Annotated in this window: 12 protein-coding genes and 1 tRNA gene; 3 read left to right on the top strand and 10 right to left on the bottom strand. The window is 39.5% G+C overall.

All coding sequences use genetic code 11. The features are described 5' to 3' along the window. Positions 1 to 24 precede the first annotated feature (24 nt). On the bottom strand, positions 25 to 639 hold the full coding sequence (locus ABLB96_RS18280) for a septation protein IspZ (protein ID WP_348898352.1): 615 nt from the start codon (positions 637 to 639) through the stop codon (positions 25 to 27). A gap of 44 nt (positions 640 to 683) precedes the next feature. On the opposite strand from ABLB96_RS18280, the gene ABLB96_RS18275 reads away from it, so the two are divergent. Next, positions 684 to 1,535: a PHP domain-containing protein gene (locus ABLB96_RS18275; protein WP_348898351.1), complete on the top strand. Its 852-nt coding sequence runs from the start codon at positions 684 to 686 to the stop codon at positions 1,533 to 1,535. A 5-nt stretch (positions 1,536 to 1,540) separates the two neighbouring features. Here the strand turns inward: ABLB96_RS18275 and ABLB96_RS18270 are convergent, their stop codons facing one another. Further along, on the bottom strand, positions 1,541 to 2,452 hold the full coding sequence (locus ABLB96_RS18270; RefSeq protein WP_309456748.1) for a bestrophin family protein: 912 nt from the start codon (positions 2,450 to 2,452) through the stop codon (positions 1,541 to 1,543). 61 nt (positions 2,453 to 2,513) lie between these two features. Further along, positions 2,514 to 3,233 (bottom strand): DNA repair protein RadC, encoded by a 720-nt coding sequence (gene radC / locus ABLB96_RS18265; protein WP_348898350.1) that lies wholly within the window; start codon positions 3,231 to 3,233, stop codon positions 2,514 to 2,516. Positions 3,234 to 3,333: 100 nt separating this feature from the next. Here radC and coaBC point away from each other — a divergent pair, with 100 nt between their 5' ends. Continuing rightward, a complete protein-coding gene (gene coaBC / locus ABLB96_RS18260; protein WP_348898349.1) occupies positions 3,334 to 4,587 on the top strand; it encodes a bifunctional phosphopantothenoylcysteine decarboxylase/phosphopantothenate--cysteine ligase CoaBC in 1,254 nt (417 codons plus the stop codon). Between the two features lie 62 nt (positions 4,588 to 4,649). On the opposite strand, the gene secF is transcribed toward coaBC, so the two are convergent. From secF to queA, 7 genes are all read right to left on the bottom strand, one after another. Further along, complete coding sequence (secF, locus tag ABLB96_RS18255) at positions 4,650 to 5,615, bottom strand: protein translocase subunit SecF (RefSeq protein ID WP_348898348.1); 966 nt, start codon at positions 5,613 to 5,615, stop codon at positions 4,650 to 4,652. An 8-nt stretch (positions 5,616 to 5,623) separates the two neighbouring features. Further along, entirely contained in the window at positions 5,624 to 7,525 is a 1,902-nt protein-coding gene (secD, locus tag ABLB96_RS18250; protein WP_348898347.1) for a protein translocase subunit SecD, read from the bottom strand. Between the two features lie 51 nt (positions 7,526 to 7,576). Continuing rightward, on the bottom strand, positions 7,577 to 7,906 hold the full coding sequence (gene yajC / locus ABLB96_RS18245; protein WP_000051669.1) for a preprotein translocase subunit YajC: 330 nt from the start codon (positions 7,904 to 7,906) through the stop codon (positions 7,577 to 7,579). A gap of 98 nt (positions 7,907 to 8,004) precedes the next feature. After that, positions 8,005 to 9,138 carry a tRNA guanosine(34) transglycosylase Tgt gene (gene tgt / locus ABLB96_RS18240; RefSeq protein ID WP_348898346.1) on the bottom strand — a complete coding sequence of 378 codons (1,134 nt, stop codon included), beginning with the start codon at positions 9,136 to 9,138 and terminating at the stop codon, positions 8,005 to 8,007. A 243-nt stretch (positions 9,139 to 9,381) separates the two neighbouring features. Beyond that, the gene (locus ABLB96_RS18235) at positions 9,382 to 9,951 is read right to left on the bottom strand and encodes a LemA family protein (RefSeq protein WP_348898345.1); all 570 of its coding nucleotides are present in this window, start codon (positions 9,949 to 9,951) and stop codon (positions 9,382 to 9,384) included. A gap of 86 nt (positions 9,952 to 10,037) precedes the next feature. Continuing rightward, the gene (locus tag ABLB96_RS18230; RefSeq protein ID WP_348898344.1) at positions 10,038 to 11,066 is read right to left on the bottom strand and encodes a hypothetical protein; all 1,029 of its coding nucleotides are present in this window, start codon (positions 11,064 to 11,066) and stop codon (positions 10,038 to 10,040) included. A 147-nt stretch (positions 11,067 to 11,213) separates the two neighbouring features. Next, positions 11,214 to 12,251: a tRNA preQ1(34) S-adenosylmethionine ribosyltransferase-isomerase QueA gene (queA, locus tag ABLB96_RS18225; RefSeq protein WP_348898343.1), complete on the bottom strand. Its 1,038-nt coding sequence runs from the start codon at positions 12,249 to 12,251 to the stop codon at positions 11,214 to 11,216. Between the two features lie 182 nt (positions 12,252 to 12,433). Between queA and ABLB96_RS18220 the strand changes: the two genes are divergently transcribed. Then, positions 12,434 to 12,520, top strand: a tRNA-Leu gene (locus ABLB96_RS18220). The last annotated feature ends 67 nt before the right edge of the window (positions 12,521 to 12,587 follow it).

Below are 12,587 nucleotides of genomic sequence, written 5' to 3'. Positions count from 1 at the left end.
CTCTATAATCAAACCGAAATCACCTTAAGCCTCTGGTGACTTAAAATGTTTACGTAAAATAATGAACTGAATAATGATAAATGAAAACATGACAATCATGTCACCAAATGCAGTAAATTCGCCCCAATATTTTCCGCCGTGAAATAAAAATGCGAAGAAAACATGTAAACCAGACATGACGACAAACATCGCTGCCCAAGCAAAGTTTAAGTTTTTCCAACCTTTTTCGCTTAAGTCTAAAATCGGATCGAATAAACGTTTAATAAGAGGCTTACGTTCTTTACCAAACCAAGGTGAAACTAAGAAAGCGCCAGCAAACACCAAGTTTAGAATCGCAGCTTTTAAACGAATATAAAAATCATCGCTTAACATAAGCGTAATGCCACCAAAAATGACTGTCATAAACAATACAAACCATTGTTGTTTGTCTAGACGGAATTTTTGGAAAATAAATAGGGCGCCATATACCACAAGCATTGAAATAATTAAGCCTGTAGTTGCGACAAGAATATTATTATTATTTACACCGCCAGCGGAACCGATCAGTTTAAGCAAAGGGTGATGAGCATTTGCAGGATCAACAGTTTTATATAAATAGAAGAAAATAATTAATGGAACAAAGTCCAGAAGTGCTTTCATGTTAGAGTATCTGATCCGGTTTGGTGAATGGCATAGTATAAAAGATGCAAGGCATAGATTTACATACACATAGCAATATTTCTGATGGAACTTTGTCTCCGGAATTGCTGGTGCAAGCTGCTGTCGATGTGAAGTTGCATACTTTGGCGCTCACCGATCACGATACGATGGATGGATTGCTGCGTGCAAAAGCTGCTGCACAACCTCATGATTTACAAATTATTTCTGGTGTAGAGATCTCAAGCCAATGGTCTCGGCCTAGCACGAAAAAAAGCTATGGTGTGCATATCGTGGCTTTAAATATGCAAAATGAAGCGCCAATTTTAGAAGCATTAGAACAACAAAAAAGAATTAGAGCACAAAGAGCAGAAGTCATTTGTGAACTGTTAAAAAAGTGTATTGGCTTTGATATTTATCAAGATGTACTCGATAAAGTTGAAAATCAGCCTGACCGTATTACCAGAACCCATATTGCTAAAACCTTAGTCGAAAAAAATGTGGTGAGTCGTCCTCAACAAGCTTTTGATCGTTTCTTAAAAGAAGGAAAACGCGCCTTTGTAAAATTTGAAGGCCTAGGCTTAAAAGAAACAATAGAGGTTATTCATAATAGTAAAGGTTTTGCAGTCTTAGCCCATCCAACGCGATATGATTTATCGGCGACTAATACGCGATATTTAATAGAATTATTTGCGAGTTGTGGTGGTGATGCTGTGGAGTTGCCGCCTCCTGTAGACCCTCTATCCACTCGCCAAATGATTGATCGTATGATTGAGCAATACCATTTGGCTGTTTCAATTGGCAGTGATTTCCATGGTGAAAATATGCCTTGGATTAAATTAGGTAATACACCTAAACCTACGACTAAGCAGCAAGGTATTTGGGAGCGTTTTCTCTAATCTCTTTATAAGAGGTTGTTATCTTGAGCTTGGATAGGAGAGGGCGTTGGTTTACCAAGCGTTCCTAAAAGTTCAATTTCAATACTACGTACCATTGCATCTAAAGGTAAATCATTACTTTGAGTACCGAAAGGTTCTTCAATTTCAGAGCTTAGAGCATCAAGACCTAAAAATGTATAAGCTAAAATTCCAACCAGTAAAGGTGTGGCTAATCCAAGCAAAGAACCTAAACTAAACGGCAGCATGAAACAAAAAAAGTAAACAGTGCGGTTGAGTAAAACGGAATAGGCAAAAGGAATAGGGGTATTTGCAATACGGTCACAACCAGTTTGTACGACGCTTAAATCTGCAACATTTTTATTCATTTGAGCATAAATAATGTCTGAGATTTCTCCTTCTTTAAGCGCTTGTAGCAATTCCCATTGAATAAGACTCAGCGTGTATTGAGGTGCATTATTTTGTTGATATAGCTGAGTCAGTGCTTGCTGACTCATACCGCTGGTTTGTATTAACTCGGTTGGGTTAGCTGTTTGGCGACGCAAACGGTCACGTAATACATTTGCGAAAACAATAACATGCTGGATGACACGCTCACGGCGAGCTTGAGTTAAAATACGACAGTCGCGGTCAAAATGACGTGAAGTTGCAATCAGCACTCCCCATAGTTTTCGGGCTTCCCACCAACGGTCATAACAAGCAGTATTTTTAAAACCTAAAAAAATAGAAAGTACGACACCAATTAGGGTGAAGCCAACTAAGGGAATTTCTGGAAAACGGTAGAGATTAATATATTCAACCCCACCAACAATTGCCGAAATCAGCATTACTACCCCTAAAGAGGGCAAAATTTTAGGTAATATCGTCCCTCGCCAAGAGAATAAAACTTTAAAAATACTAGGCTGATCACGAACAATCATTTTATTTTAAACATCACTATTTTTGTTTTGATATTCTAAGCTTAGTGAAACTTTGTCAATATCATTGAACGGGTATTGTGGTAGGGTTGAGCAGTTGTTGCTCAGCAAATGAAAAACTACCTTCTGGCGAGATAATAAAATGGTCCAGTAAGCGAATTTCAACTAGCTGACAAGCTTGTTCAAGCTGTTGGGTTAACTTCACATCTTCGGCAGAGGGTTGTGCTGAGCCAAATGGGTGGTTGTGTGCAATTACTAATTGGCAGGCATGTTGTTGTAAGGCATAGCGTAAGGTTTGATTGACTGAAACAGCGCAGTGTTGAACTGATCCAAAAAATAACTTTTTAAAATGGAGTTTTCGTAGTTCAGCATCTAAACACAGTACCGCAAAGACTTCTTGTTTTTCACCTTTTAATTCATAACGTAGATAATCTAAAACTAAGTGAGACGAATTGAGACTCAGATCAGCTTGACTGAAATGATGATCGAGGTAACGTCTTCCCAGCTCTTTTACCGCAAGTAATTGAGAATACTTGGTTGCTCCGATACCGTTAAATTGAGCTAATTCATTGAAAGTGGCATCGAAAACAGCATTGAGGCCACCAAAATGTTGAATCAGTAAACGTGCTAGTTCGACTGCTGAATGTTGTCTTGAGCCTGAACGAAGGAAGATAGCAAGTAGCTCCGAGTCAGATAAGCTTTGTGGACCTTGTTGTAATAACCGTTCCCTTGGCCGTTCTTGTTCTGGCCAATTTTTAATAGAAGTATTCATATTCCCCAGCATTATTCTGCTTAAAAATTTATTTTGTTTGCCCAATCAATCTTGGGTCTGCGCGTATTTAATGCTATTGTGAGCGCCACTGCAACAGTAAGGTATCCTGTTCGTGAGCTTTGATTTAAGTGTTATTCCTCATAAAAACATTGTTTTAGCCGTTACAGGTGGAATTGCTGCCTATAAGAGTGCCATTTTGGTCCGTCGTCTTAAAGATTATGGTTTCGACGTTCGGGTTGTGATGACACACGGGGCTCAAGCATTTATTACACCTCTAACGTTTCAGGCTCTTTCGGGAAATCCTGTACATACCGAACTTTTAGACCCTGAAGCTGAAGCTGGAATGGGCCACATTGAGTTGGCTCGTTGGGCTGATTTATTACTGGTTGCGCCTGCAAGCTGTGACACGCTCGCTAAGTTTGCTAATGGTTTAGCAGATGACTTACTCAGTACTCTATTTTTAGCAACGAAAGCACCTGTATGGGTTGCTCCAGCCATGAATCAACAAATGTGGGCGGCCAAAGCGACTCAGCGTAATTTGCAAACGCTAGTTGAAGATGGCGTGCATGTGATTATGCCAGATTCAGGTGAACAGGCTTGTGGTGATGTCGGTTTAGGCCGTATGCCAGAACCTGAAGAAATTGCTCGACAAGTCGCTGGTTACTTTCATCAAGCACAACGTGCAATTGCTGAAAAATTTGGCTTATTGGCAGGTAAACAAGTTGTGATTACTGCTGGGCCAACACGTGAAGCGATTGATCCAGTTCGATATATTTCAAACCATAGTACTGGAAAAATGGGCTTTGCTTTAGCGGCTGCATGTTATGCGGCAGGTGCAAAAGTCACTTTAATTGCTGGTCCTGTAAGTTTAGATACACCAAATGGTGTTCAACGTGTAAATGTTGCTTCTGCACGACAAATGTTAGATGTCAGTATGAATTCACTTGAGACTGGCTGTGATATTTTCATTGCAACAGCGGCAGTAGCTGATTATCGCGTTGCTGAAGTGGCTGAGCATAAGATTAAAAAAGCAGGGGATGAGCTGAATGTTTCCCTTGTTAAAAACCCAGATATTGTGGCAACCATCGCAGGTCAGGAAAAACGTCCATTTATGGTGGGCTTTGCTGCCGAAACGCAAAATGTTGAAGAATATGCAGCAGGAAAACTGGTTGCTAAAAAACTAGACATGATTGCATGTAACGATGTTTCACGTGCTGATATCGGTTTTGCTTCTGATGAGAATGCGATGACTGTTTTCTTTGCTGAAAGTTACCACATGAAAAAACGTGAGTTAGAGAAAGCATCTAAACAAGAGATTTCTCAACAGTTAGTTGAAGCCATTTCAGATGCTTTACGCCGTAAATAATTTTTGAGCTTAATAAAAAACCGCGAATAAATCGCGGTTTTTTTATAGTCTGATTTAGCCAATCAAGGGATTTCATCTTCAAATTCAGGTTTAACCTGAACAATGAAGTCTTGACGGTTAAGACCACGCCATAATGCAAATGCTGTACCGATATAAATCGAAGAATAGGTACCAACAAATACACCGACAAACATGGCTACAGAGAACCAATGTAAGCCATCACCCCCTAAGAACATCATTGCAAGTACAACAAGCAATAACGTCATTGAGGTATGAATGGTACGGCGTAAGGTTTCAGTTAAAGCAATATCAACGATTTCACGTGGAGTCGCACCGCGAATTTTACGGAAGTTTTCACGGATACGGTCTGAAACAACGATGTTATCGTTAAGCGAGAAGCCAATAACCGCCAGTACTGCAGCTAATACAGTAAGGTCAAATGGCCACTGGAATAATGCAAATGCACCAATAATGATGATGATGTCGTGGAATAAAGACATCACGGCACCCATCGCGAGTTTAAACTCAAAGCGAATGGTGACATAGATCAGCATTAAGATAAGTGCAAGTGCAACTGCTCCAGCCGAACGAACATAAAGCTCATTACCTACTTGGCCACCTACAGAGTCCACTTTATGAACTTCTGCAGCATTGTTTGGTAGTTGTACAGCCTTAGTAATTGCGTTATTTAGGTCTTCAACCTTCACTTCTTGTACTGGCATACGCACAAGTAAGTCTTTATTACTACCTAAGGTTTGTACGACAGCATCTTTAAAACCAGCTTTATCGAGTGTCTGAATGACTTCAGACTGATTTGCCGGTTGAGCATAGTTCAGCTCAGCTGAAACACCACCAGTAAAGTCCAAACCTAAGTTAAGACCTTTAGTCGCAATAAAGAAAATACTCGCTAAAGTAATAAGGATCGAGAAGATTGCTGCAGGTTTAGCAATCTTCATGAACGGGATGATTTTTGCATCATCCGGACGACCATATTGTTTTGAATCTTGTTGAGTCACTTTAGTCATCATAGATCTCCTTAAATGCTCAACTTTTTCAAATTACGGCGTTTACCATAAATGAGCTGTACGATTGCACGTGTTACTGTAATTGCAGTAAACATCGAACAAATAATACCGATCATTAATGTCACGGCGAAACCTTTGATTGGGCCTGTACCAATTGCAAACAGAATGAAAGCAACAAGGAATGTGGTTAAGTTCGAGTCAAAGATCGTGTTATAGGCTCGATCATAACCCGCCACAATGGCCTGTTTGGGTGAGGCTCCCCAAAGCATTTCTTCTCGAATACGCTCACATATCAGAACGTTAGCATCGACCGCCATACCAATGGTGATAACGATACCCGCAATACCCGGTAAAGTGAGGGAAGCGCCTATCCATGACATCACGGTTAAAATCATTGCCAAGTTAAATACAAGCGCAAAGTTTGCGATTAAACCGAATAGACGGAAGAACACCACCATCCAGATTGCAACAAGCAAGAAACCGATTTGAGTAGAAAGTACACCTTTATCAATGTTTTCTTGACCAAGACTTGGACCAACCACACGCTCTTCTACAAAGTACATTGGCGCAGCCAAAGCACCCGCACGAAGCATTAATGCAAGTTCAGATGCTTCTTGAGGAGAACTTAAACCCGTAATACGGAAAGTTGAACCTAAAACGGCTTGAACAGTTGCAGCATTAATTACGACAGATTCAGTATACGGTGTGCGAACTTCTGTTTGAGCACCAGTTGTTGGATCTGTAACGTAGCTAATCTTTTGCTTGTTTTCGATGAACAATACCGCCATGCGTTTACCAACAGCATTACGGGTTGCATCTGACATGAGCTTACCACCAGCGCTGTCGAGCGTAATATTTACTTCGGCACCACCAGAGTCTTGGCTAAAGCCAGAACTTGCATTTTGAACACGTTCACCAGTCAAGATACGGTTACGTTGCAACAAAAGTTGACGACCGCTATCTAAAGATTGATAAGCAAAAACTTCTGTACCCGGAGGTAATGGTTGACCATTATATTTACCAGTATATGGGTCAATATATTGATCATTTAAGTCAGATACCAAGCGGAATTCGAGGTTAGCAGTACGACCTAAAACACGTTTAGCTTCTGCTGTATCTTGAACACCCGGTAATTCAACGACAATACGGTTGCTACCCTGACTTTGTACTAATGCTTCTGCAACACCAAGTTCATTAATACGGTTACGTAGTGTTGTTAAGTTCTGATTGACTGCATATGCCTGAATTTCTTGACGACGTACATCGGTATAAGTGAGTTTTAGGGTAGAACCTGTCGTACTCGCTAACGCCTGTTGGGTATATTCATTACCATTACGACGTAAAAAATTCATTGCTGCATCACGATCAGCATTGTCAGCAAATTGAACAGTGATTACATTATTATTTAACGCAAGGTTGTTAAAATTAATCTTGTTTTCACGGAACTGACGACGCAAATCAGTGGCAGAGGTTTCCATACGTTGGGAAATGGCTTTGTCCATATCTACTTCAAGCAAGAAGTGGACACCACCACGTAAGTCCAAACCAAGTTTCATTGGTTTTGCCCCAATTTTTTGCAACCATTCTGGTGTTGTTGGTGCAAGGTTTAGGGCAACAACATATTGATCACCTAAGTCACGACGTAATACTTCTTTTGCTTTTAACTGCGCTTCAGAAGAACTGACACGCAAGAGGGCAGCATTATTAGTAAAAGTATCATCGTGGCTTGCAATATTTGCTGTTTTTAAAATTTGCTCTGCTTTTTGCACCACACTTTGATCAATTTGGGTACCAGCTTTGGCACCGGAAATTTGAACGGCGGGCTCATCCGGATATAGACTAGGCAGTGCGTATAATGTACTGATTACCAGAACAACCAGAATCAGTAAATATTTCCATGCAGGGTAACGCATTCGCTTTCTTCTTAAATGAAAAAGCCGTGCTAGAGCACGACTGTTTTATGATTAAAGGTTATTTAGAGTGCCTTCAGGTAATACAGAAATTACGCTGGCACGCTGAATTTTTACTTCTACACCACGGTTAAGTTCAACAACCGCATAGTCACCTTCAAGTTTGGTTACTTTGCCCATTAAACCACCAGCAAAAACAACTTCGCTACCTACACCTAAGCTTTCGATTAAAGAACGGTGTTCTTTTGCACGCTTTGCTTGAGGACGCCAGATTAAGAAATAGAAGATTGCAACGAATACAACAATCATCAAAATGTTTGGTAAAAGACCTGGGCTTTGGGCTGCCGCTGGAGCTGCATGTGCAGTAGAAATGAACAAGCTCATTTTAATTTCCTAAAGTTAAAAAATATGAGTCAGATACCTGACATAATCCTAATTCGTTTTGCAATTTACCTTGTCTTGAGGTTGAGCGCAAATCTCGCTTATTCGTCGACAGGGCAAGGTGGAACTTCTAATCCGCGACGGGCATAAAAGTCCTGAACAAATTCATCAAAAGTGCCATTGTCTAATGCATCACGCATACCTTCAGTTAAACGTTGGTAATAACGCAAGTTATGAATGGTACCAAGCATAGACGCTAACATCTCTCCACACTTTTCAAGGTGGAACAAATAAGCGCGGGTAAAGTTCTTACATGTATAGCAATCGCAGTGTGGGTCAAGCGGACCTTGATCATGACGATATTTACTATTACGAATACGTACCAGACCATCAGTGACAAAATAATGACCATTACGTGCATTACGTGTTGGCATTACGCAGTCAAACATATCTACACCGCGGCGCACTGCTTCAACGATATCTTCCGGTTTACCTACGCCCATCAAGTAACGTGGTTTGTCCTGTGGCATTTTGTTTGGAAGATAATCTAAAACTTTGATCATCTCTTCTTTTGGTTCACCGACAGATAAACCACCAATTGCATAGCCATCGAAGCCGACTTCAAGTAAGCCATTTAAAGACTCATCACGTAAGTCTTCATACATACCGCCTTGAATAATGCCGAATAAAGCATTCTTATTTTTAAGTTCATTATGATGATGAGTTTTACAACGCTTTGCCCAGCGCAAAGAAAGCTGTAATGATTTTTGTGCTTCTTCATGTGTCGCAGGATACGGCGTACATTCATCAAAAATCATAACGATGTCAGAGTTCAATACATGCTGAATTTCCATTGAAATTTCAGGCGATAAAAATACTTTTGAACCATCAATCGGAGAGCGGAAAGTAACACCTTCTTCCTTAATTTTACGCATAGCGCCAAGACTAAATACTTGGAAGCCGCCAGAGTCAGTCAAAATTGGCTTATTCCATTTAATAAAGTCGTGCAATCCGCCGTGTTGCTTGATCACTTCAAGGCCTGGACGCAAATATAAATGGAAGGTATTACCTAAAATAATTTGTGCCTGAATATCTTCGATATCACGTGGCAGCATGCCTTTGACTGTACCGTAAGTCCCCACTGGCATAAAAACAGGTGTTTCAACGACACCATGTTCTAAAGTTAAACGACCACGACGGGCACGACCCGACTGACCTAATTTTTCAAACTTCATCTAAAAATCCTGAGCAATAGCAAGCAATACCGTAGGGCAGTGCAAGGGCGAAAAAACAGTTCGCTGCTAAATAGAGGCTGTCAAATTATGAGTTTTTAAACGGGAAGACCAATTTAAAAATACAAATAGCCCTAAAAATAAGAGGGCTATTTTCCTTGATTCTGCCAAGTAGTTCTACTACTAAATGTAGCTGACTATAAAATAGGTCAAATTTCCGATTGAATGACCACTTTTTTATTGAGACTAAAAATTAGGTTTGTAGTCAAAATTTTCTGTAGCCAAATTATCTCGAAAAGGACGAATTGCTTTTTTAGATAAAGTCATCGTATTAATAATATTGTTTGGGAACACTTCAATTTGGTTGTTAAATACTTCGACATTGCGGTTAAAAATGCTGATCGCAGCACCTACATTTTCGTTTTGTTCCTGAATATCATCCATCATTTTGCTATAGAGCGTATCTGCCTTAAGTTCAGGATAATTTTCAACCACTACATTTAGACTACGGATCAGCTCTTTACTCATTTTTTCAATCTGTTGTATCTGAGCAATATCGGTATGCTCGACATTTAAACTGAGAATTTGTTGACGTAAAGCCGTCACTTTTTCCAAAGTCGATTTTTCGAACTGAGTATATTGGTTAAGTGTAGTTTCTAATGCTTCAAGTGTTTTTACTTTCTGACGTTCGAAATTGGCAACCTCTGCCCAAGCACGTTTGGTCGCGTTAAAATAACGCACAATGTTGTTACGAATGTGGATGCCCCACGCAATCATTACGACGAAAATCCCCAAGAAAATGAATAAGCCTTTCATTTTCACTCCTCTTATTTTTATTCCCTCATTGAGCCTTTTAACTTCTTATTTTTTTAATAAGTTGCCAGTTCGGCACTACGAGAGATTTATTTAATTAAATTAAGCATGAATTGCTGAAATTTTTCATATTGCGGCATGGTCATGGTACGTAAATGTCCACGTAATGCCGGAATATCATGAATTTCACTACGTTTGCTGGTGGTTTGAAAAAGATCTTGCTCACCGAGATAACATAATATTTGCTCTTCATGATGATAAATTAAATCACCGGAAAAATGTTCAAAAAAATCATGAAGTTTTAAAGTTAGGCTTGGACTAATTTCTTTAGCTAACTGGTGTTGGTCAATTCCAAAAATATTGAGCTCCTGGTTAATGAGAATGTCGGTACTTTGCCATTCACTTAAGTATGGTGCAAAAAAGCGAGGGCGTTGATTACTTACAGCAATACCTAAGGCCGGCATTTGAAATATAAAAGCGCCCCATAAGTCTTTGTGAATCTCTTTTACTATTTTTTTATCACTGTTCTGATCTTGAAGGATAGGTAAATTATTTACATAGTGATATTTAACTAGCAGGACTTGATGATTTGTAATGCCATCATGCCATGTCGTTGAAGCAAACTGAGTAATTTCATTAGCTTCATTGCCTCGGTTAAATAGGGAAAAGTGTTGTTTTAGTTTGCTTAAGACTAAAATGGGTTGTGCTTGAATTGGAAGATAAGCTGGTAACTGCTGAAACTGTATGCCATAACGTAAAGCAGTCATACGCCGTTCTAAATAATGAATGACTTCGGTTAATGGCTTCTGAGGTTCATAGAGCAAATATGCTAGAAAACCTGTTAAAAATGCCCATAACAGACTCCAAATATATTGAATATGAGGATGAAAAAAGTATCCGAACAATAAAGTCGTAATACTGCAAACACCTAATAAATGTGGCAGTACATTAGCAAAACAAAGGTTATGATCTTCACGCCATGGATGTAAGGCATTTAATAGCTCTTGATCTGTTTGTGACTTGTGTCCTGCGTCCCAAAGCCGAGCAATATTACGAAAGACCTGTTTATTTTTTTTACGTCTTATATGAAGTGCTTGTTGTACGGTATCAATTGGCATGAAGATATAGAGTTGATTATCATAAAGTGCTAAGCCTAGATTATCTTTTAAATTTAAAGAGATAAATAGAAATAGCAAGACTATTTTAATTATAGATATCGGGCTAAACCTCATATTAACTAATAAGGTTTAACCCAGCTTTAATTTTTAAACTTCTAATTTATCAATCAGCATTGCATCGCCATAACTAAAGAAGCGATAGCGGCTTTTAACTGCATGTTCATAAGCAGCCAAAATATTGTCTCGATTCGACAATGCTGAAACTAGCATGAGCAGGGTAGATTCAGGTAAATGGAAGTTGGTAATTAAACGGTCTACGATACAGAATTCATAACCTGGATAAATAAAGATTTGCGTATCACCATTCCACGCTGCGATTTTTCCGCCGTGTGCTTGAGCTGCACTTTCTAAAGCACGTGTTGCGGTTGTACCAACAGCAATTACTTTATTACCGCGTGCTTTAGTCGCCAAAATTAAATCAATCGTTTCTTGAGGAACATCACACCATTCACTGTGCATAACATGATTGGTAATGTTATCAGTACGTACAGGCATAAAAGTACCTGCACCAACATGCAAAGTCACAAACGTTTTGTTAACGCCTTTTTGATCTAACTTTGCTAATAACGCTTCGTCAAAGTGCAAGCTTGCAGTTGGTGCAGCCACACTGGCAATTTTTTCTGGGTTATGGAAAACCGTTTGATAACGTTCAGTGTCGATTTCTTCTGCTTCACGGTTAAAGTAAGGCGGAATAGGTAACTGACCATATTGCTCAAGTACAGGCAAGATCGGCTGTGAAAACTCAACTACAAATAAGTTTTCGTGACGGCCACGTACAATCACAGGAATATTGTCTGCACCTACAAAAAGCTCGGCACCCGCTTTCGGTGAGTTACTTGCTTTAATATGACAATACGCAGTGGTGTGGTTGAGCATACGCTCGACCAAAATCTCAATAGCACCGCCTGTAGCACGTTTTCCTTTAAGTCGTGCTTTCATGACTTTGGTGTCATTCAGCACTAATAGATCACCTTCTTCGAACAGATCAATAATGTCTGTGAACATGTGATCGTGATATTGGCCCTTTGAGTCTAGGTGCAGCAATCGTGAAGCACTACGTGATTCAAGAGGGTAACGGGCAATAAGTTCATCAGGTAATTCAAAGGAAAAGTCAGACAGTTGCATATTTAGAAAAAAACACCGCAAAAATTGCGCCTAGTATAAACTTTTTCACTTTTTTATGGCTGTGCTTCTGGCGTAAATCATGAAAAATGTTTAAATGATCTAAAAGTGAACGATAATATTCACTTAAGGTTTGACAAGTTTTACAAACGCGCTAATATACGCAACACAAACATACTTCCTCTCCCGAGGTGGTGAAATTGGTAGACGCGGCGGACTCAAAATCCGCTGTCAGAGATGACGTGTCGGTTCGAGTCCGACCCTCGGGACCATATATTTAACGATATATAAAATTATAAAGTAATTAATCGTTAAAAATCTGTTGATTAGCCTCCATTC

The sequence above is a fragment of the Acinetobacter sp. XH1741 genome (genome assembly GCF_041021895.1).
Lineage (GTDB): Bacteria > Pseudomonadota > Gammaproteobacteria > Pseudomonadales > Moraxellaceae > Acinetobacter.
This window is presented reverse-complemented; position numbering and strand designations above follow the sequence as displayed.

Coding starts and splice junctions, on each gene's coding strand:
- radC (WP_348898350.1), bottom strand. CDS start 3,233: ATGCTGGGGAATATGAATACTTCTATTAAAAATTGGCCAGAACAAGAA.
- tgt (WP_348898346.1), bottom strand. CDS start 9,138: ATGAAGTTTGAAAAATTAGGTCAGTCGGGTCGTGCCCGTCGTGGTCGT.
- ABLB96_RS18275 (WP_348898351.1), top strand. CDS start 684: ATGCAAGGCATAGATTTACATACACATAGCAATATTTCTGATGGAACT.
- ABLB96_RS18280 (WP_348898352.1), bottom strand. CDS start 639: ATGAAAGCACTTCTGGACTTTGTTCCATTAATTATTTTCTTCTATTTA.
- secD (WP_348898347.1), bottom strand. CDS start 7,525: ATGCGTTACCCTGCATGGAAATATTTACTGATTCTGGTTGTTCTGGTA.
- queA (WP_348898343.1), bottom strand. CDS start 12,251: ATGCAACTGTCTGACTTTTCCTTTGAATTACCTGATGAACTTATTGCC.
- secF (WP_348898348.1), bottom strand. CDS start 5,615: ATGATGACTAAAGTGACTCAACAAGATTCAAAACAATATGGTCGTCCG.
- ABLB96_RS18270 (WP_309456748.1), bottom strand. CDS start 2,452: ATGATTGTTCGTGATCAGCCTAGTATTTTTAAAGTTTTATTCTCTTGG.
- yajC (WP_000051669.1), bottom strand. CDS start 7,906: ATGAGCTTGTTCATTTCTACTGCACATGCAGCTCCAGCGGCAGCCCAA.
- ABLB96_RS18230 (WP_348898344.1), bottom strand. CDS start 11,066: ATGCCAATTGATACCGTACAACAAGCACTTCATATAAGACGTAAAAAA.
- ABLB96_RS18235 (WP_348898345.1), bottom strand. CDS start 9,951: ATGAAAGGCTTATTCATTTTCTTGGGGATTTTCGTCGTAATGATTGCG.